At 39.5% G+C, this 20,777-nt stretch carries 17 protein-coding genes; all 17 read left to right on the forward strand.

The annotated features are described in order from the left end of the window. Window positions 1-85: 85 nt before the first annotated feature. Entirely contained in the window at window positions 86-517 is a 432-nt protein-coding gene (mraZ, locus tag ACE199_RS01675; protein ID WP_127762482.1) for a division/cell wall cluster transcriptional repressor MraZ, read from the forward strand. A gap of 46 nt (window positions 518-563) precedes the next feature. Next, window positions 564-1,496: a 16S rRNA (cytosine(1402)-N(4))-methyltransferase RsmH gene (gene rsmH, locus ACE199_RS01680; protein WP_127759702.1), complete on the forward strand. Its 933-nt coding sequence runs from the start codon at window positions 564-566 to the stop codon at window positions 1,494-1,496. A 29-nt stretch (window positions 1,497-1,525) separates the two neighbouring features. Then, entirely contained in the window at window positions 1,526-1,879 is a 354-nt protein-coding gene (gene ftsL / locus ACE199_RS01685) for a cell division protein FtsL (protein WP_119116657.1), read from the forward strand. Further along, on the forward strand, window positions 1,879-4,044 hold the full coding sequence (locus tag ACE199_RS01690) for a penicillin-binding protein (protein WP_375348320.1): 2,166 nt from the start codon (window positions 1,879-1,881) through the stop codon (window positions 4,042-4,044). The genes ftsL and ACE199_RS01690 overlap by 1 nt, the downstream gene beginning before the upstream one ends. 165 nt (window positions 4,045-4,209) lie before the next feature. Continuing rightward, window positions 4,210-6,132 (forward strand): stage V sporulation protein D, encoded by a 1,923-nt coding sequence (locus ACE199_RS01695; protein ID WP_375348321.1) that lies wholly within the window; start codon window positions 4,210-4,212, stop codon window positions 6,130-6,132. 243 nt (window positions 6,133-6,375) lie between these two features. After that, window positions 6,376-7,836: a UDP-N-acetylmuramoyl-L-alanyl-D-glutamate--2,6-diaminopimelate ligase gene (locus ACE199_RS01700; RefSeq protein ID WP_375348322.1), complete on the forward strand. Its 1,461-nt coding sequence runs from the start codon at window positions 6,376-6,378 to the stop codon at window positions 7,834-7,836. Between the two features lie 35 nt (window positions 7,837-7,871). Further along, on the forward strand, window positions 7,872-8,849 hold the full coding sequence (gene mraY / locus ACE199_RS01705) for a phospho-N-acetylmuramoyl-pentapeptide-transferase (RefSeq protein ID WP_127759706.1): 978 nt from the start codon (window positions 7,872-7,874) through the stop codon (window positions 8,847-8,849). 1 nt (window position 8,850) lies between these two features. Beyond that, complete coding sequence (gene murD / locus ACE199_RS01710) at window positions 8,851-10,203, forward strand: UDP-N-acetylmuramoyl-L-alanine--D-glutamate ligase (RefSeq protein WP_375348323.1); 1,353 nt, start codon at window positions 8,851-8,853, stop codon at window positions 10,201-10,203. Window positions 10,204-10,390: 187 nt separating this feature from the next. Next, the gene (gene spoVE / locus ACE199_RS01715; protein ID WP_375348324.1) at window positions 10,391-11,491 is read left to right on the forward strand and encodes a stage V sporulation protein E; all 1,101 of its coding nucleotides are present in this window, start codon (window positions 10,391-10,393) and stop codon (window positions 11,489-11,491) included. A gap of 367 nt (window positions 11,492-11,858) precedes the next feature. Continuing rightward, window positions 11,859-12,767: a UDP-N-acetylmuramate dehydrogenase gene (murB, locus tag ACE199_RS01720; RefSeq protein ID WP_375348606.1), complete on the forward strand. Its 909-nt coding sequence runs from the start codon at window positions 11,859-11,861 to the stop codon at window positions 12,765-12,767. A gap of 179 nt (window positions 12,768-12,946) precedes the next feature. After that, entirely contained in the window at window positions 12,947-13,726 is a 780-nt protein-coding gene (locus ACE199_RS01725) for a cell division protein FtsQ/DivIB (protein ID WP_375348325.1), read from the forward strand. Window positions 13,727-14,345: 619 nt separating this feature from the next. Next, window positions 14,346-15,635: a cell division protein FtsA gene (gene ftsA / locus ACE199_RS01730; RefSeq protein WP_375348326.1), complete on the forward strand. Its 1,290-nt coding sequence runs from the start codon at window positions 14,346-14,348 to the stop codon at window positions 15,633-15,635. A gap of 41 nt (window positions 15,636-15,676) precedes the next feature. Beyond that, complete coding sequence (gene ftsZ, locus ACE199_RS01735; protein ID WP_127759711.1) at window positions 15,677-16,846, forward strand: cell division protein FtsZ; 1,170 nt, start codon at window positions 15,677-15,679, stop codon at window positions 16,844-16,846. Window positions 16,847-17,440: 594 nt separating this feature from the next. Beyond that, on the forward strand, window positions 17,441-18,367 hold the full coding sequence (spoIIGA, locus tag ACE199_RS01740) for a sigma-E processing peptidase SpoIIGA (protein WP_127759712.1): 927 nt from the start codon (window positions 17,441-17,443) through the stop codon (window positions 18,365-18,367). A gap of 142 nt (window positions 18,368-18,509) precedes the next feature. Beyond that, window positions 18,510-19,229, forward strand: a complete 720-nt coding sequence (gene sigE / locus ACE199_RS01745) for an RNA polymerase sporulation sigma factor SigE (protein ID WP_119116647.1) — start codon at window positions 18,510-18,512, stop codon at window positions 19,227-19,229. 144 nt (window positions 19,230-19,373) lie between these two features. Further along, window positions 19,374-20,153: an RNA polymerase sporulation sigma factor SigG gene (sigG, locus tag ACE199_RS01750; RefSeq protein ID WP_119116646.1), complete on the forward strand. Its 780-nt coding sequence runs from the start codon at window positions 19,374-19,376 to the stop codon at window positions 20,151-20,153. Window positions 20,154-20,480: 327 nt separating this feature from the next. Beyond that, a complete protein-coding gene (locus ACE199_RS01755) occupies window positions 20,481-20,750 on the forward strand; it encodes a YlmC/YmxH family sporulation protein (RefSeq protein WP_252289910.1) in 270 nt (89 codons plus the stop codon). Window positions 20,751-20,777 lie beyond the last annotated feature (27 nt).

A 20,777-nucleotide genomic window follows, 5' to 3' on the forward strand; every position in this document is an offset into this window, starting at 1 on the left:
GTAGGTCCAAAGTATTTAAATTTAAAACAAGTGGAGATAAGTGGAGAAATGTGGTACATTGATAGTAGAAAGTGGGGTATTGGGTATGTTTATGGGGGAATACCATCACACCATTGATGCCAAAGGGCGGTTGATTGTTCCTGCAAAATTTCGGGACAACCTAGGTGAACAATTTGTGTTGACACGAGGTCTTGATCAGTGTTTGTTTGGTTATCCCATGGCGGAGTGGAATCTTCTCACAGAAAAGTTAAAGGCGTTGCCATTAACGAAAAAAGATGCCCGTTCTTTTACTCGCTTTTTCTTCTCAGCTGCAACAGAATGCGACATAGATAAACAAGGCCGAATTAATATTCCAGCGCCGCTTATTTCATATGGCCAATTGGAAAAAGAATGTGTAATTCTTGGTGTGTCCAATCGAATTGAGATTTGGAGCAAGCCCCTTTGGGAAGACTATTTTGCAACATCAGAAGACTCTTTTGCTGAAATAGCAGAGAGTATGATCGGCTTTGATATTTAAGGCGACCCGAATGGGACTCAATTAATCGATTGGAAGGATGAAAAAAATGTTTCAACATACGACTGTGCTACTTAGAGAAACGGTTGATGGTTTGAATATAAAACCGGATGGAATTTACGTGGATTGTACACTTGGAGGAGCGGGACATAGTGAATACTTGCTTTCGCAGTTATCTAGTGAGGGAAAGCTATACTCCTTTGATCAAGATATTACCGCTATCCAAAATGCTAAAGAGAAATTACGTGCATATGATGATCGCGTCGTGCTCATCCAAAATAACTTTAAATATTTACAAGAAGAACTGCAGGCGCGTGGAGTGGACAAAGTAGATGGTATTTTATATGACTTAGGTGTCTCCTCGCCGCAATTAGATACACCAGAGCGAGGGTTTAGTTATCAGCATGATGCCCCACTTGATATGCGAATGGATCAAAATGCTTCTATTTCTGCTTATGATGTGGTGAATACATGGTCATATGAGGATTTAGTACGCATTTTCTTCCAATACGGAGAAGAGAAATTCTCTAAACAGATTGCAAGAAAGATTGAAGCTGCTCGTGCCAAACAACCAATTACGACTACATTTGAATTAGTTGACCTTATTAAAGAAGGGATTCCAGCCCCTGCAAGACGTAAAGGAGGACATCCAGCTAAGCGGGTGTTTCAAGCAATTCGAATCGCAGTAAATGATGAGCTAGGTGTTTTTGAAGATTCGTTAGAACAAGCCATATCCATGTTAAACCCTCGTGGTAGAATCTCTGTTATTACCTTCCATTCATTAGAAGATCGTATTTGTAAAAAGGTATTTAAAGCTGCTAGCTCCCTACCTGACCTTCCACCTGGTTTGCCTATTGTTCCTGATGAGTTTAAGCCAACGTTGAAGTTGATTACGAGAAAGCCGATTTTACCTTCAGAAGCTGAATTAGAAGGGAATAATCGTTCGCGGTCAGCTAAGTTAAGAATTGCAGAAAAGCAGTAAACAAATGATACGCAATAGGAGTGAGTGGAATGAACTCGTTTGCTAAAAAAATTCAGGAGCAACAACCTGAACAGCAGCGACAAACTGTTCAGACAGTTGTCGTTCGGAAAAGCAAAATTTCAATTGGTGAACTATTTTTGCTATGTGCCCTTGCTGCAATGGTGGCATTTGTTAGTGTCAAAATGATTTCTAATCAGGCTGCTATTTATAAAGTAAATAAAGATATTCAGCAAGCAGAAGTTTCTATTGAAAAGCAAACAAAAGCGAATGAAGATTTAAAAATACAGGTTAAAGAATTAAGTGGTTATGAAAGATTATGGAAAAAGGCTGAAGAACTTGGCCTTAAACGTAATGATAATAACGTGAAGGTTGTGCAGGAATAATGCTCAAACAAAAAAATATGAAGCGAGGGGCAGCCGGGTTATTTTTCTTTTTCGGCCTGCTCTTTTTTGTCTTACTGATTCGTTTTATTTATATTCAGGCAACAGGTGTCGCTGGTGGAGAAGTGCTGGCATCCAAGCTGGATAAGAAATATGAGAGAGAACAAGTGCTTGAAGCAAAAAGAGGAAATATTTTAGATACAAATGGGGAAGTCATTGCAGAGGATACGTCGTCTTTCACCTTAATCGCGATATTGAGTGAAAAAGAGAAAGAGCATGTTAAGAATCCGAAAGAGACGGCAAAGCAGCTAGCTAAGTTCATTGAAATGGATGAGTCGGACATTTATGAACGTCTGACTAAAAAAGGTCTATTTCAAGTGGAGTTTGGAAAGGCGGGACGTGATTTAACACACGAAACGAAACAGAAGATTGAAGAGCTGGAGATGCCTGGCATTACGTTCCAAAAGAAGAACCGACGCTTTTATCCAAATGGTGTGTTTGCCTCTCATTTAATTGGTTATGTGGAACAAGATGAAAAAACAGGAGATACAGTGGGGAAATTTGGAATTGAGCGGTATATGAACGATGATTTACTAGAGAAGAATGGGAAGATTACCTTTGATAGTGATTCATGGGGCATGTTATTGCCGGATAGTCAAGAAAAGGTGACGGCTCCCCAAAATGGAAAGAATGTTACGTTAACGATTGATAAGAAGGTTCAAACGGTATTAGAGGACGCTTTAACAAAGGTTGAAGAAAAGTATAAACCTAGTCAAATCATTGCGATTGTTTCTAATCCAAAAACAGGGGAAATTGTTGCAATGGGACAACGACCAAGCTTTCATCCTGTTACGAAGGAAGGTTTGACAGATACTTGGCGAAATTTAGCCATTGAAGAAAGCTTCGAGCCAGGATCAACGATGAAAGTTTTTACATTAGCAGCCGCGGTGGAAGAGGGAGTATTTAATCCGAATGCGACGTATGTGTCTGGAAGCTACAATGTACCCGGGTCCAAATCACCTAGAGACCACAGCGGGATACCGGCAGGACAAACGATGACGTTTCTAGAAGGAGTTCAACGCTCTTCTAACGTTGCCTTTTCAACGCTTGCTATGGATAAAATCGGTGCCGATACGTTTCGTGAATATTTAACGAAATTTGGTTTTGATAACAAAACAGGTATTGACTTGCCAAATGAAATTATCGGAAAGATTCAATATAAATATAAAATTGAAAAGGTTACGACGGCATTTGGTCAAGGGTCAACAATCACACCAATTCAGCAAATTCAAGCTGCATCAGCGATTGCTAATAATGGCAAGATGATGAGACCGTACGTCATTAAAAGTATTTCTAATCAAGACAATGGGAAAGTGTTGAAAACAACAAAGCCGAAAGTAGTTGGTCAGCCTATTTCGGCAAAATCGGCGAAAGAAGTTCGAGATTATTTAGAAACGGTTGTGACAGCTAAAAAAGGAACAGGTAAGCCATATGCTTTAGAAGGGTATGATGTGGCCGGGAAAACAGGGACTGCTGAAATTGCTGGAGCAGATGGACGTTATATGGTTGGACGGGATAACTATGTGTTTTCCTTTTTAGGAATGGCACCAAAGGATGATCCGCAGCTTGTTATGTATGTGGCCGTTAAGCAGCCGCAATTAGGTACTTCTTATGTAGGAGCAGATCCGGTATCAGAGATTTTTAAACCAGTTATGCAAAATAGTTTGCAATATTTAAATATTGAACCAACGAATATAGAAAAACAAACAGTGACTGAGCTTGAAGATTTTACGAACCAATCGCTTCAAACTGCTACAAAAAAGCTCAAGCAATTAGGATATGAAGTAGTGACAATTGGCGATGGAAGCAAAGTCATCGATCAAGCTCCGAAAGCAGGGTCTACTTTACTGTCAGGTGAGAAAATTATTTTCCGAACGGAAGGGAAAATGAAGGCACCTAATATGCAAGGCTGGTCGCTGCGGGATGTTATGAAGGTTGCTAATATTAGCGGTGTACAATTAAATACAGCAGGTACTGGTTATGTGACAAAACAAAATATGAAAGCTGGTAAGACGATGAAAGAGGGCGATTATCTTATTGTTGAACTAACAAAACCGAATGAAATCGTCGAGAACAAGGAACCAGATAAAGAAGAAGTGCATGATTAACGCATGTGTACTCATATAGACAGCTATATAAACAAAAGTTTTAACGAAAAAGCATTGGCGTAAGCTGATGCTTTTTCGTCGTGATCCATTCGACTTTGCTTTTCTTAGTCTACCGTCTGTAAGACAAGCATATATTGTAGCAAGTGTGAATGGAGGTGTCTGTTTTTGCGAGTTTCTAATGTAACGGTGCGAAAACGGCTGGCGATTGCTTTAGCAGCAGGGATTGTAATTTTTTTTATTATCGATATTCGCCTAGGAATTGTGCAATTTTTACGTGGCAACGAGTTAACGAGTTTGGCTGAAGATTTGTGGAGCCGGAATATTCCGTTCGAACCGAAGCGCGGTGAAATATTGGATCGTAATGGAGTAGAGCTTGCGACTAATATTTCAGCTCCGACTGTATACGTCATTCCAAGGCAAATCGAAAACCCGGGCGAAGCGGCGGAACAACTTGCTTCTATATTAAATATGGACAAACAAAAAGCCTACGAATTAGTGACAAAGAAGACGATGAGTGTTCGTATTCCAGAAGGACGGAAGATTTCTCATGAAAAAGCGAAAAAAATAAAAGCGCTAGGGTTAAAGGGAGTATATATTGCAGAAGACTCCAAAAGGCATTACCCATTTGGTTCCTATTTATCACATGTACTTGGATTTGCTGGTTCAGATAATCAAGGTTTAATGGGCATTGAATTGACGTACGATAAAGAATTAAGTGGTGAAAAAGGCTATGTGAAATTTTACTCAGATGCTAAAGGAAAAAGACTCGAAAATATGGCAGATGATTATAAAGCGCCTGTTGATGGCAATGATGTAAAGCTGACGATTGATAGCAAAATTCAAACGATTGTTGAGCGAGAACTTGATAATGCAGAGGCGACCTATAATCCGGATGGCATCATTGCGATTGCGATGGACCCGAATTCAGGTGAAATTTTAGCGATGTCGAGTAGACCATCTTTTGATCCAGCCAACTTCCAGGAAGTACCATCTGAAGTGTATAATCGAAATTTACCAGTATGGAGTTCCTATGAGCCAGGTTCGACATTTAAGATTATCACACTGGCAGCGGCTCTTGAAGAAGGCAAGGTCAATTTAGATAGAGATACGTTTTTTGACCCAGGACATGTCGAAGTAGCAGGCGCAACTTTACGTTGTTGGAAAAGGGGCGGGCATGGCTCACAAACCTATTTAGAAGTAGTTGAAAATTCGTGCAACCCCGGCTTCGTTCAATTAGGAGAACGGCTCGGAAAAGACAAGCTGTTTCAATATATTAAAGATTTTGGCTTTGGAGCAAAAACAGGTATTGATTTAGCTGGAGAGGGTACAGGGATTATGTTTAATATGGACCGAGTTGGCCCGGTTGAGCAGGCTACAACAGCGTTTGGACAAGGGGTATCTGTGACTCCGATTCAACAGGTAACCGCTGTTTCTGCAGCGGTCAATGGCGGCATCCTGTATACACCTTATATTGCGAAGGAACTAATTGACTCAACAACAGGGGAAGTAGTGATGGAGAAAAAACCTAAAGCGAAGAGGCGCGTTATTTCCGAGGAAACATCGAAGGAAGTGCGCCGTGCTCTTGAATCGGTTGTAGCGAAAGGAAGCGGAGCCGGTGCTTTCGTAGAATCTTACCGAGTTGGCGGGAAAACAGGAACGGCTCAAAAAGCAGAAAATGGCCGCTATTTGGAAAATAATCATATCGTTTCCTTCATTGGATTTGCCCCGGCAGACAAGCCAGAAGTCGTTATTTATGTTGCTGTAGATAATCCGAAAGGGACTGTACAATTTGGTGGTGTAGTTGCCGCTCCAATCGTTGGGAAAATCATGGAAGACTCTCTTCATGCTCTTGATGTGAAGCCGCGAAAAAATCAAATTGAAAAAGAGCGGAAATGGAACGACCCTGTCATGATTGAAGTACCTAATGTTGTGGGAATGACGAAAAACGAATTACAAACGCAGCTGCTTGATTTAAAGCTCGATATTGCTGGACAAGGTGATTATGTTATTAAACAAGCACCGGAAGCAGGTGTGAAAATAAAAGAAGGGGCCACAATACGAATTTATCTTGGCGAAAATACAGAATAAGTATAAAATAAACATGGTTAGTGGAAGCGGCTGAAACATCAGCCGCTTTGTTTTACGATAACCTAAACTGAATAATACAGTTTAGGGAGTGGAGGTTTTGTTTGGAAATAAAATAGTTAAAGGAAACAGTTAAGAAGGCTGAAGAGTCTACAATAGAAAAGCAATGATACATGCTTTTCTCGACAAGGTGTAATGGTTCACCTATAATAAATCCTCAGATAAAGTTGAGAGGGATGGAGAAAAATGAAGCTACATACATTACTATCTTATTTACATGCTTTAGTTAAATATGAAGGGGCTAATCCGGACATTACCTCGATAGAGAATGATAACCGTAAAGTAAAGGACGGTAGTTTATTTGTTTGTATTCAAGGGTACACCGTTGATGGCCATGAGTTCGCGAAATCTGCCGTAGACAATGGAGCAAGTGCCATTCTTGCTGAGCGACCGCTTGATTTACCGGTACCCGTTATCGTTGTTCGAGATACAAAGCGGGCAATGGCGGTACTGGCCGATGCTTTTTACGGTCATCCAACACAAAAGCTGCGCTTAATTGGCATTACTGGCACAAATGGCAAAACAACAACGAGCCATCTTTTAGAGAAAATCTTTGGTGACCAACAACAAACAACCGGGTTAATCGGTACGATGTATACGAAAATCGCTGATCAAACGTATGAAACGAAAAATACAACACCCGATAGTGTAACGTTGCAGCAAGCGTTTCATCAAATGATTGAAGCAAACGTAGATACCGCTATTATGGAAGTGTCGTCACATGCTTTAGAGCTTGGGCGGGTGCATGGCTGTGATTATGATATTGCAGTTTTTACTAATTTAACGCAAGACCATCTAGATTTTCATAAAACGATGGAACATTATAAACAAGCAAAATCTTTGCTTTTCTCTCAGCTTGGAAATACTTATATAGAGAACCGTCCTAAATATGCTGTGTTAAATGCCGATGATGAAGCAGCAGAAGACTTCATTAAGGCAACTGCAGCGACAGTTGTGACATATGGGATTGACAAACCAGCTGATGTCGTTGCTAAGGATATTCATATTTCGGCAAAAGGGACCGCATTTACGCTTGTATTTGCGAATGAAGAGCGACACGTGCAACTGCAGCTTATGGGTAAGTTCAGTGTGTATAACGTACTAGCGGCAATTTCAGCAGCATTATGTGCGGGCGTAGATTTAGATGCAAGCATTCAATCAATCGAAGAAGTAAAAGGTGTTTCGGGTCGTTTTGAACTTGTTTCAGCAGGGCAAGCATTTCCTGTTATTGTAGATTATGCTCACACGCCGGACAGCTTAGAAAATGTGTTGAAAACAGTTCAAGAATTTGCGGAGAAAAAGATTTTTGTCGTTGTTGGATGCGGAGGCGACCGAGATAAAACAAAACGTCCATTGATGGCTAAAATTGCTTGTCAATTTGCGACGCTTCCAATTTTTACTTCCGATAACCCGCGCAGCGAAAATCCAAGCCAAATTTTACGTGATATGGAAACAGGCGTTGCCGGCCAACTGTATAAAGTAATAGAGGATCGTCGTGAAGCAATCGCCTATGCAGTTTCACAAGCTGAAGCTGGTGATGTAATTCTCATTGCCGGAAAAGGACATGAAACGTATCAACTAATAGGAAATCAAGTGTTGCACTTTGACGACCGTGAAGAAGCAAAGAAAGCAATTTTAAACAAATAAATGATTTTATTGCATGAGGAATGAGGGAGTAAGGAATGTTGGAACAAGTGATTTTTTATACGATTTTGGTAGCTTTTTTAATTACTGTCCTGCTCTCCCCGATTTTTATTCCATTTTTAAGAAGGCTTAAATTTGGGCAAAGCATTCGGGAAGAAGGGCCAAAATCACATCAGAAGAAAACAGGAACACCAACGATGGGCGGCATCATGATTTTGCTTGCGGTTACGATTGCGACACTCGTGATGACATTTAAATTTTCAGAACCATCGTTTGAAACATATTTATTATTATTTGTTACATTAGGGTTTGGTTTATTAGGCTTTTTAGATGATTTTATTAAAGTAGTGATGAAGCGAAATCTCGGTTTAACATCGAAGCAAAAATTATTCGGTCAAATCGTTATTGCTGTTATTTTTTATTTAATTTATCGACGCGCCGATCATTTTGTTCCTTCTTTAACGATTCCAGGAACGGATGTTGCTATTGATTTTGGATGGTTTTATGTATTTATTGTTATCTTCTGGCTTGTTGGGTTCTCGAATGCTGTGAATTTAACAGATGGTTTGGATGGGCTTGTTTCCGGGACATCAGCCATTGCTTTTGGAGCATTTGCTGTACTTGCTTGGAATCAATCTCAATATGATGTCGCGATTTTCTCTGTAGCTGTTGTAGGTGCGGTACTAGGTTTTCTTGTCTTTAATGCTCATCCTGCTAAGGTGTTTATGGGGGATACAGGCTCGCTCGCTTTAGGTGGAGCCATTGCGTCAATTGCGCTGTTAACAAATTTAGAATTAATGCTTGTTATTATTGGTGGAGTCTTTGTTATTGAAACATTGTCGGTTATTTTGCAAGTTGGTTCGTTTAAATTAAGAGGAAAAAGAATTTTTAAAATGAGCCCGCTGCACCATCATTATGAGCTTTCTGGCTGGTCAGAATGGCGCGTTGTTGTGACGTTTTGGACGGTAGGATTACTTTGTGCAGTGCTCGGAATCTATTTAGAGGTGTGGGTGTAAAATGAAGGAAACAGCAAAATATTCACAAAAAAAAGTATTGGTATTAGGGTTAGCGAAAAGCGGGGTCACTGCCGCTTCCCTTCTTCATAAACTTGGGGCATTTGTAACGGTAAATGATATGAAGCCGTTGTCTGAGAACCCTGAAGCGCAAGGATTGTTGGAGCAAGGCATTAAAGTGATATGTGGGAGCCATCCTATTGAGTTATTGGATGAGGGATTTGAGCTAATTGTAAAAAATCCTGGGATTCCTTATCGCAACCCGCTTGTAAAAGGAGCCTTAGAAAAAGGAATTCCAGTTATTACGGAAGTAGAGCTTGCTTATCAAATTAGTGAGGCTCCTTTTGTTGGGATTACGGGAACGAATGGGAAAACAACGACGACCACATTAATTTTTGAAATGTTAAAGGCTGGGAACAAGTCACCTTTAATTGCTGGAAATATTGGTACGGTTGCTTCAGGTGTGGCTAAAGAGGCGAAAGCAGAAGATACAATTGTCATTGAGCTATCATCGTTTCAGTTAATGGGGATTGAAGAGTTTCGCCCAGAAATCGCGCTTGTGACAAATCTATATGATGCTCATCTCGATTATCATAGCTCGAAGCAAGAATATGCAGAGGCGAAAGCAGCGATTACAAAAAACCAACAACAGGCGGATTTCTTCGTTTACAATGCAGACCAAGAAGAAGTAAGACGCATGGCTGCTGGCTCACAGGCGGAGTTAGTTCCATTTTCAGCGACGACAAAACAGGAGCAAGGTGCATATGTAGAAGCAGGTGTTGTTTATTTTCGCGGTGAAAAAGTGATGAATACAGCGGATATTGCTCTGCCAGGCAAACATAATTTGGAAAATGTTTTAGCTGCTATATCTGCTGTGAAATTAAAAGGCGTTTCAAATGAAGCGATTCAATCGGTACTTTCGTCGTTTCATGGAGTAGAGCACCGTTTGCAATATGTAGCCACAATAGAGAATCGTAAATTTTATAATGATTCAAAAGCGACGAATATTTTGGCTGCTTCTAAGGCGCTTACGTCTTTCTCAGAACCGACGATTTTACTAGCCGGTGGCCTGGATCGTGGCAATGAGTTTGACGAATTGAAGGCGAGTATGAAAAACGTGAAAGCTGTTGTGACATTTGGACAAACAGCAGAGAAAATTGAACGTGTAGCAAAAGAAATAGGAATAACGAATATTAAACGTGTCGATAATGTAGTAACGGCTGTTCCGGTTGCTTTCGAATTATCAAACGAAGGCGACTGCATTCTCCTTTCTCCAGCTTGTGCAAGCTGGGACCAATATAAAACATTTGAGCAAAGAGGGGACATGTTTATGGAGGCTGTGCATAAGCTGAAGTAAGAGCTTTTTATTGAAAGTATTTGGGCTTTACAGAAGAAAGCAGCATTGCTTTCACTTCGACATCTTAGAAAAAAGCGATAATGGTGGTTATCGCTTTTTTTTTGACTAAAGTATAGCCTGCCTATGTACGACTTCAGCTGGTGTTGCTCGCAAAAGGCTCTAAAATCTTCTTAGAGGTGGATTATCTGTGCCATTAAAAAAATCTAATCCCGATTTAATTCTCATTATCGTGACACTAAGTCTTTTGGCCATCGGTTTAACTATGGTATACAGCGCCAGCGCTATTTGGGCAGATTATAAATTTGATGATTCTTTTTATTTTGCAAAGCGTCAGTTGTTGTTTGCCTGTTTAGGCGTTGTCGCGATGTTTTTTATTATGAATGTCGATTATTGGACGTGGCGCACGTGGGCGAAGCTGCTGGTTATTATTTGCTTCATTTTATTATTAGCTGTTCTTGTGCCTGGAATTGGGATGGCACGTAATGGATCGCGAAGCTGGATTGGCGTTGGAGCTTTTTCAGTTCAACCATCAGAATTTATGAAACTGGCGATGATTGCTTTTTTAGCCAAGTTTCTTTCTGAACGGCAAAAGCTGATTACATCGTTTAAAAAAGGGATGCTGCCATCACTGGGCCTTGTCTTTTTAGCTTTCGGGTTAATTATGCTTCAGCCTGATTTAGGAACGGGCACAGTTATGGTTGGGACGTGTATGGTCATGATTTTTATTGCTGGAGCAAGAATTAGCCACTTTGTTGGGCTAGGTTTAATCGGGGTTGCAGGTTTCGTAGTCCTCGTATTATCGGCTCCGTATCGAATAAAGCGAATTACGTCTTTCTTGGATCCGTGGGAAGACCCTCTTGGAAGCGGATTCCAAATGATTCAATCTTTGTATGCAATTGGTCCAGGAGGTTTGTTTGGTCTTGGATTAGGGCAAAGTCGGCAAAAGTTCTTTTATCTTCCGGAGCCGCAAACGGATTTTATCTTTGCTATTTTATCGGAGGAATTAGGGTTTATTGGAGGCTCGCTCGTCCTCTTTTTATTTGCTCTAATGCTTTGGCGAGGAATTCGCATCGCCCTAGGTGCTCCAGACCTTTATGGCAGTCTTGTGGCTGTTGGGATTATTGGAATGGTAGCCATTCAAGTTATGATTAATATTGGCGTTGTAACCGGATTGATGCCGGTTACCGGAATTACCTTGCCTCTTTTAAGTTACGGGGGATCTTCGTTAACGTTGATGCTTATGGCTATCGGTGTGTTGTTGAATATTAGTCGTTATTCCCGCTTTTAAGGAGAAGCTCTGTTCATATAGAGCTTCTTTTTTTATAAGCCGCTGTCTAAATCAATCATCATTGATTAACAGAGATTCAGGAAAAATTACCAATATAGATTATGGAGAATTTGTATAGAATTATTGGCATTAATGCCCTGTTTAGACTATAGTATAAGAGGCTAAAACGATGTAAAATAGTGATACGTCTGTCATGCTAGTAAATTAAATTGTACGTCGGAATGTAGATGAAACATTTCGCTTTTAATACGTTAAAAACGTTTAATCTCCCCAAAGAGTTGAAGGGGAAGAAAAGACATGGACTTTCTTTACTAGAGAGACAAGTGATGCTTTTCTAAAAGGAATATTGAGGAGGCTTATTTTTATGATGGAGGCAATTGTACAACAATTAAGAGATTTACAGGTTGGTAAAGTTCTTGTGAATGAACCGCTTGCAAATCATACAACGATGAAAATGGGGGGACCTGCGGATTTATTTATTGAACCTTCTTCGATTGAAAATTTGGAAAAAACGATGAAGATTATTAGAGAGAATAATGTGCCTTGGCGTGCAATCGGAAGAGGATCTAATTTGCTTGTAAGTGATGCTGGCATCGAAGGAGCCCTTATTAAATTGGGCAAAGGATTAGATCATTTGGAGATAAATGAGTCGGAAATCCGAGTTGGAGCAGGCTATTCGCTTGTTAGTCTTTCTGTGCAAATTAGTAAAAAAGGGTTAGCGGGTCTGGAGTTTGCCAGTGGCATTCCAGGGTCAGTTGGAGGCTCTGTGTATATGAATGCAGGGGCCCATGGTTCCGATATGAGCGAGATATTAGAGAAGGCTTATGTTTTATTTGCTGATGGAACGCTTGCGTGGCTCTCTCAAGAAGAGATGGAATTCTCTTATCGAACATCTATTTTACAAAAAAAACGCCCGGGAATTGTGTTAGAGGCTATCTTTCAGTTAACACCTGGTAATCGGGAAGAAATTGTAGCTAAAATGCAGAGCAATAAAAACTATCGGAAAGAGACACAGCCATACAATCTTCCTTGTGCAGGCAGCATTTTTAGGAATCCGCTTCCTCATTATGCAGGACAGCTTGTACAAGAGGCTGGTTTAAAAGGGTATTCCATTGGCGGTGCACAAATTTCACCGATGCATGGTAATTTCATTGTAAATACGGGAAATGGAAAAGCTGCAGATGTGTTAGCTTTAATTCAATATGTAAAAGATACCGTGTTTAAACAATATGGAATTATGATGGAGACAGAAGTTGAAATAATTGGTCGAAAATAATGGAACAATCTATAAACATACTTATGTACTGTGATATAATAAATTGCGGAAAATGAAGAATCGTCGAGTTTGAATAACTATTCTTGTAAATAAATGATGGTGTAGAGCTTAATTAAATTGAATAAGACGAAGTCGCTTTTCTGGTGTTTGATTTTACTTTTTAGGAAGAGGTGAAAGGGGTGGAGAAAGGGAAAGTCATTTCAATTGAGGATCGCATTCCAAAACTGAAAAAGATAAGAAAGAGAAAAACAAATCGTCGTTTAATATTTTTGCTCTCTCTTTTTTTTATTCTTGTTGGTTGCGTATTATACTTTCTATCACCATTAAGCCATGTAAAATCGGTCGAAGTAGAGGGAAATCGATATTTGTCTAAGGCGCAGATTGCAAAGCTGAGTAATATAAACAAAAATCAAAGTATATGGAAGGTCGATACAGCACAAATTGCGGCTAATATAAAGGAAAATCCTGAAATTAAGAGTGCTGAGGTCGTTCCTGTGTTTCCTAATTCGATTAAAATTACAGTATCAGAACATAATAAAATGGCTTATTTGCTTAAAGGAAAGCATTTTTATCCTATTCTTGAAAATGGAGAGATATTAGATGGTTTAGAGTCAGGAGAAATCCCTGTATTTGCTCCTGTGTTAATTGATTTCAAAGAAGGAAAAGCTTTGAATCGCTTGTTGGAAGAATTGGTAAAATTACCAGAAGAAATCCAGAATTTGGTTTCGGAAATTCATTATAAACCAACAAAAATGGATCCGTATCATATTATAATGTATATGAATGACGGGTTTGAAGTAAGCGCGACAAGCGAAACTCTTTCTGAAAAAATGGTGCACTATCCCTCAATTGCAAATCAGTTAGATCCTAAAGTAAAAGGGATTATTGATTTAGAGGTAGGTTCATTTTTCAAAGCCTATCAGCCTCCTGAACAAGAGGAAGGGAAAGAGGAAGAATAAGGAATAGAAGGATATCTTTCTAATATCAATGCAATCTAGGAAATTTCTAAATTATATATTAAAAAAGTAATAAGAGATTCCGAAATAAGATATAGCGATTATTATCGTTTGATCTTATATTGTATAATTTGTGTTGAAATTTCCTTTAAATGGTACCTATTAGAAGGAAATGAGGTAGGAAGATTCGTTCATACGGTGTCACATTCTGTTTATATATCAGAATATATACAGGTTTATTATAATCGTGTGTCAACCGTATGTTTATCTTTTCTAGACGTGAATCTTAGTGTAGACTTGTATTGAGTATAGGCTGTGTTTGACAAAAAAACTTTTTGAAATTTTACGTTCATGTTCGGATGAGTTGGATAAAATGGTTGACTTCTTATAAAAAAACGAAAAAATCGTTCGTTTTTAAAAGGGAAACAGCTATAAATGACGAATAGATTAAGGAAATATCTATTATTGCTAGAAAATGGATATCCTTTTGCCGGGGCAGAAAGTAAGGTTGTCAAATAAGTTAAGAACGAAAATACTTTGCTTATAATTAATTGCTCTTACTATATAAACGTTAACGTTGTAATTCCAAAAAAATATATAATACTGAAGGAGGTGCCATGGAATGAACAGCAATGAATTTTACGTTAGTCTCGACATCGGTACATCCAGTGTAAAAGTAATCATTGGGGAAATGGTTAATGATACATTAAACATTATTGGTGTGGGAAATGTCAAATCAATGGGACTTAAAAAGGGATCCATAGTCGATATAGATGAAACCGTTCAATCTATTCAAAAAGCTGTTGAACAAGCGGAAAGAATGATTGGAATGGAGATACGAAAAGTAGTTGTCGGCATTAGCGGTAACCATGTGGATCTTCAGCCTTGTCATGGGGTTGTAGCTGTTTCAAGCGAGAACAAAGAAATTACAGAACATGATGTGCTGCGTGTTAAAGAGGCAGCCGAGCTGATTACAATACCGTCGGATCGTGAAATTATTGATACTGTGCCGATTCATTACAAAGTGGATGAATTAGATGAGATTAATGACCCAAGAGGTATGATTGGGGTTCGGCTTGAAATGCGTGGTATTTTAATTACAGGTCTACGCACGCTTTTACATAATTCGTTAAGATGTGTAGAGAAAGCAGGATTAGAAATTATAGATATCGCCCTTCAACCATTAGCAGCAGGCTCACTTGTGTTATCGAGGGATGAAAAGGATCTTGGCGTAGCCTTAGTAGATATTGGCGGAGGTTCTACGACATTAGCCATCTTTGAACAGGGTTACTTGAAATATACATCGGTCATTCCAATTGGTGGAGAAACGATTACGAAGGATCTTTCGATTGTGCTTCGAACGACGACAGAAGATGCAGAGAAGATTAAACTTAAGCATGGACATGCCTTTTATGATGATGCTTCTGAAGAGGAAGTATTTCAAATTCCGATTATTGGCAGCGACCAACAACAGCCTTGTAATCAATTAATGTTGGCAGATATAATTGAGGCAAGGATGACTGAAATATTTGAGTTGATCCAAGATGAATTAAATAGACTTGGATTCTCAGATGTACCAGGAGGGTTTGTACTAACTGGCGGTGGTGTGAAGATGCCTGGCGTGCTAGATTTAGCGCAATACATTTTCCAAAATCGAGTCAGAACGGCTGAGCCGAATTATATTGGAGTTCGTGAACCACAATATACGACAGCTGTTGGTTTGATTAAACATGCATGTAAAAAAGAGAGAATGCAGAAAAACACTGCTACAAAGACACCTGATGTTGCTATGCCGACTCAAGAACAAAACGAGCCGCGTAAACCAAGGCAGACACAACAGCCGCAAGAGGCCCCTGCCAAAAAACAAGGTGAATCTAAATTCAAAAAAATTCTAGGATACTTTTTTGAATAAAACAAAGAAAAAGGGAATTTCGTCAAAATAGGAGGCTTGTCATGTTAGAGTTTGATTCTAATTTAGAACAATTAGCAATGATAAAAGTTATAGGTGTTGGCGGCGGCGGAAACAATGCTGTAAACCGTATGATTGAGCATGGAGTACAAGGTGTAGAATTTATTGCTGTGAATACCGATGCTCAAGCTCTTAATCTATCTAAAGCAGAAGTAAAGATGCAAATCGGCGGTAAATTAACACGTGGATTAGGTGCCGGTGCGAATCCAGAGGTTGGGAAGAAAGCGGCCGAAGAAAGTAAAGAACAAATCGAAGAAGCTCTTCGTGGTGCAGATATGGTGTTTGTTACTGCTGGTATGGGCGGCGGAACAGGGACTGGTGCAGCTCCAGTCATTGCGCAAATTGCAAGAGATTTAGGAGCGCTAACGGTTGGAGTAGTTACTCGTCCATTTACATTCGAAGGACGCAAGCGTGCGACACAGGCCCAAGGCGGCATTTCAGCGATGAAGGAATCGGTAGACACGTTAATTGTCATTCCAAACGATCGTCTTTTGGAAATTGTTGATAAAAGTACACCGATGCTTGAAGCATTCCGTGAAGCGGATAATGTTCTTCGTCAAGGGGTACAAGGTATTTCAGATTTGATTGCTACACCAGGTTTGATTAACCTCGATTTTGCCGATGTGAAGACGATTATGTCAAACAAAGGCTCTGCTCTTATGGGAATTGGAATTGCCTCTGGAGAAAATCGTGCAACAGAAGCTGCGAAAAAAGCAATCTCCAGTCCATTGCTTGAAAAATCCATTGATGGTGCACAAGGTGTGCTTATGAATATTACAGGTGGTACGAATTTAAGTTTATTTGAAGTTCAGGAAGCAGCTGATATTGTAGCGACTGCGTCTGATCAAGAGGTAAACATGATTTTTGGTTCGGTCATTAATGAGAATTTAAAAGATGAGATTGTTGTAACGGTTATTGCAACAGGCTTCAATGAAGTAGAGCAGCCATTACGTCAGCCTACACGTCCTTCATTTGGACAACAGCAACCGAGAACACAACCACAACCACAATCTCAACAGCCATCACAGCCGACTATGAAGCGTGAAGTGAAACGAGAAGAAACACATGAGCCACCGGTTCGCAGTGTAAATACTCAAGCGGAAGAAACATTAGATATTCCAACATTCCTTCGCAACCGTAATAAACGTCGTTAAGGAATAATGATTGAAAAAGATTCAAAGGTTACGATTTTATGTAGCCTTTGAATCTTTTTTTGTTTATCCCACACTTAACGGGCAGTAAGCCTCCACCTCAAGCTTATGAGGGAACAAAGAAGATAGGTGGGGGCAACTGCCCATAAAGGTCCGATTGGTTCAACTAACCACCAGTGGGGATGAAGGAAAACCCCCACTGGTGGAAGTTTCACTTTATCTACAAGTATTGTCGATTTCTCTCTAGTCCCTCATGCTTTAGTTTTAGACTTTTTTGGGAGCTATGCTTCTCTCTGAAAAAAAAGAACCAATACTTATAGTGTTTTTTCAACAAAAAGGTTGAAAAACTTTTACAATTTCAGCACAAAAAGTGACACACTTTCGCAAAGCAGGTACGTTATACTCTTTTCAAGAACGATAGACCATCAGCAAGGGTGATCTACATGATTATGAAAAATGAAGTGGAAGAATAAAGGCGGCGTGAACGTAAGCATGCACCACTAAAAGCCCTAGGATACATCAAATGTTCCCCTAACTTGAAGGTGATGTAAAAAGATGCGGAGTTCCGCCCCTTTTCCTTCGAAAGGAGTGGACGGCTTGACAGTATACGTAGATATCATTTGGCTATTAAATTGGCTTTTCGACTGTCTTCTTTTGTATTGGACTGCGATTATCTTAAAGCGACGAGTACCGTTATGGCGGCTGGTAGCAGGTGGTTTAGTCGGTTCCTTCATTATCGCGTTGGCATTCACTTCATATTCTGCTTTGACTGATAACATCTATATGAAATTATTATTTTCCGTCTTTATGGTGTTGACTGTATTTGGCTTTATTCGTTTAAAACTTTTTTTGAAGACACTTATGACACTGTATTTTGTGACCTTTTTATCAGGAGGAATTTTACTTGGGCTCCATTATTTCTTCTCGTTTCAAGTGGCAGAAATGTCTACTAGTACACAAATGGGTATGAATCGCTTCGGTGATCCAATGAGCTGGCTGTTTGTAGCGCTTGGTTTTCCACTTGCGTGGCAGTTTTCGAAACGAATGCTTGATGGAATGGAAATGACGAAACTCAACTATGACCAGATAGTGACGGTAACGGTTGAGGTAGCAGACTTTAAAGCTGAATTTCAAGGTCTCATTGATAGCGGGAATCAGCTGTATGATCCGATTAGTCGCTCCCCGGTCATGATTGCGTCAATTGTTGGACAGGAGTCACATATCCCGGCTGATATGTTGGAGCTTTTTGAAAATCCTGATACTATGCTGCAAGAAGGTGAAATGACGAACTACACCTGGGCCGAACGAATTCGCGTGATTCCTTATAAAGTAGTTGGACAGAGTCATCAATTATTGACCGCTATTAAACCAGATTCTTTGCGCATTCAGTATGATGAAAAAGTATACGAAGTAGAACGTGGCCTTGTGTCGTTCACTTTGCAGCAGCTTTCGGCAGAGAATACGTATCAATGTATTGTACATCCGAAAATGTTGACAGGCATTCCTGTTCCGAATGCTTCATAGGGCGATAGTCTATGAGTCTCGTTTTTATTACAAAATATCGTTAATGGATGTGTCGTGTAACAGAGTTGTTCATCCATCCACATATGGAATACACCATAATCGCGTTCAATAACAAAGTCTAAGTGTAGAAGGGAGAATTATTTTGAGGAAATTTATTCTTCGTATAACGTACTTGTGGTACAAATTATTATTTAAATTAGGGCTCAAAACAGATGAGGTTTTTTATATAGGCGGAAGTGAAGCGCTGCCACCGCCTCTATCAAAAGAAGAAGAAGAAATCTTGATTAATAAGTTACCAAAGGGAGATGAGGCGGCTCGTTCCATCTTAATTGAACGTAACTTAAGACTTGTGGTCTATATTGCTCGTAAATTTGAGAACACAGGCATTAATATTGAGGATCTTATCAGCATCGGAACGATTGGGTTAATTAAGGCGGTTAATACGTTTAACCCAGAGAAGAAAATTAAATTAGCTACCTATGCATCGAGATGTATTGAAAATGAAATTCTCATGTATTTACGAAGAAACAATAAAATTCGTTCGGAAGTATCGTTTGATGAACCATTAAATATTGATTGGGATGGGAATGAGCTTCTGCTATCAGATGTATTAGGTACAGAGGAAGATATTATTACGAAAGATTTAGAAGCGAATGTTGATCGGAATTTATTGACGAAAGCATTAACCCAACTATCGGACCGTGAAAAGCAAATTATGGAGCTGCGCTTTGGACTAGCAGGTGAAGAGGAGAAGACTCAAAAGGATGTAGCAGATATGCTTGGTATTTCTCAATCTTATATCTCCCGTTTGGAAAAACGAATTATTAAGCGGCTTCGAAAAGAGTTTAATAAAATGGTGTAAAAATTTTTTCTAATGCTGATAAATAGTGATGTAATCAATATTCTTTAGCTAAACTGACATGTTTCGACGACAAACAAGTGCATATTTTTCCCTCCCGCGGAGATACTGATGTTTGTACAGCGCTCCTGTGAGGAGGGAATAAATTTGTCTCGTAATAAGGTTGAAATCTGCGGTGTTGATACATCGAAATTACCGGTTTTAAAGAATGATGAAATGAGAGTACTCTTTAAAGAAATGCAGGATGGCGATATTTCAGCAAGAGAGAAACTGGTAAATGGGAATCTTAGGCTCGTTTTGAGCGTCATTCAACGCTTTAATAATCGCGGGGAATATGTAGATGATCTATTTCAGGTAGGCTGTATAGGGTTAATGAAGTCCATTGATAACTTTGACCTCGGTCAAAATGTAAAATTTTCAACGTATGCTGTACCCATGATTATTGGTGAAATTAGACGTTACTTGCGTGATAATAATCCAATTCGTGTGTCTCGTTCGTTAAGGGATATCGCCTACAAAGCTTTGCAAGTAAAAGAAAAGCTCATAAGCCAAACGCTTCGTGAGCCAACAGCAGAAGAAATCGCAAAAGTGTTGGAGGTACCCCATGAGGAAATTGTCTTTGCTCTAGATGCAATCCAAGATCCTGTTTCTTTGTTTGAACCGATTTATAATGACGGCGGGGATCCAATTTATGTACTCGACCAGTTAAGTGACGAGAAAAACAAAGATAGTACGTGGATTGATGAAATTGCTGTGAACGAAGGCATGCGCCGCTTAAATGAACGCGAAAAAATGATTTTACGTAAACGATTCTTTCAGGGAAAAACGCAAATGGAGGTAGCTGAGGAAATCGGCATTTCACAGGCGCAAGTTTCTCGGTTAGAAAAAGCGGCCATTAAACAAATGAATAAAAATATCCAACATTAAGCGCGTTACAAGCTTGCCAAACTGGGTAAAGAAGCCCTTCTTTACCCTTTGCCCAGCAAGCTATGTAGCGGGCTTTTTATTTTGGTTCATTTATATATGGGACCAGAGCGAATAGAAGTAAAAAATCACCAACCCTCACTTTATCCCACACTCCAATGGGCAGTAAGACCCTACTGATGGAAGTTTCACTTTATATGACATGATTGAGTTGAATGAACCATATTATTGAACATATTCTTCTTTTTCATCGATTATGTTTCATGGGAGCCTTCGTCTTATCATATATATAAATCAACAGGTACATCAATGAAATGGAGCTGATGTTCGTTGACAAGAATTTCTGATTTTCAGATTAAAGATATTGTTAATATAGCAGACGGAAAAAAGCTAGGAAATATGACTGATTTAGAAATTAATACAACTACTGGTAAAATTGAAGCAATTGTTGTTTCTAACAGTAGCAGATGGATGGGAGTATTTGGGCGGGATCAGGAAATCGTCATTCCATGGCATAAAATTAAAAAAATTGGAACGGATGTTATTCTCGTTGAGCACCAGTTATTATTTCAAACAGAAATGCCCGATGATCAGTATTAACATGAGCGATTGCGTGATAAATGTGGT

Origin of the sequence: Peribacillus sp. Hz7 (assembly GCF_042136355.1) — a bacterium.
In the GTDB taxonomy this organism is placed as follows: Bacteria; Bacillota; Bacilli; order Bacillales; family DSM-1321; genus Peribacillus; species Peribacillus asahii_A.

Bases quoted from the DNA above. Each gene is read 5' to 3' on its own strand.
- murB (WP_375348606.1), top strand. From the start codon at position 11,859: ATGGAGGCAATTGTACAACAATTAAGAGATTTACAGGTTGGTAAAGTT.
- ACE199_RS01700 (WP_375348322.1), top strand. From the start codon at position 6,376: ATGAAGCTACATACATTACTATCTTATTTACATGCTTTAGTTAAATAT.
- ftsA (WP_375348326.1), top strand. From the start codon at position 14,346: ATGAACAGCAATGAATTTTACGTTAGTCTCGACATCGGTACATCCAGT.
- ACE199_RS01690 (WP_375348320.1), top strand. From the start codon at position 1,879: ATGCTCAAACAAAAAAATATGAAGCGAGGGGCAGCCGGGTTATTTTTC.
- rsmH (WP_127759702.1), top strand. From the start codon at position 564: ATGTTTCAACATACGACTGTGCTACTTAGAGAAACGGTTGATGGTTTG.
- murD (WP_375348323.1), top strand. From the start codon at position 8,851: ATGAAGGAAACAGCAAAATATTCACAAAAAAAAGTATTGGTATTAGGG.
- mraY (WP_127759706.1), top strand. From the start codon at position 7,872: ATGTTGGAACAAGTGATTTTTTATACGATTTTGGTAGCTTTTTTAATT.
- ftsL (WP_119116657.1), top strand. From the start codon at position 1,526: ATGAACTCGTTTGCTAAAAAAATTCAGGAGCAACAACCTGAACAGCAG.
- ftsZ (WP_127759711.1), top strand. From the start codon at position 15,677: ATGTTAGAGTTTGATTCTAATTTAGAACAATTAGCAATGATAAAAGTT.
- mraZ (WP_127762482.1), top strand. From the start codon at position 86: ATGTTTATGGGGGAATACCATCACACCATTGATGCCAAAGGGCGGTTG.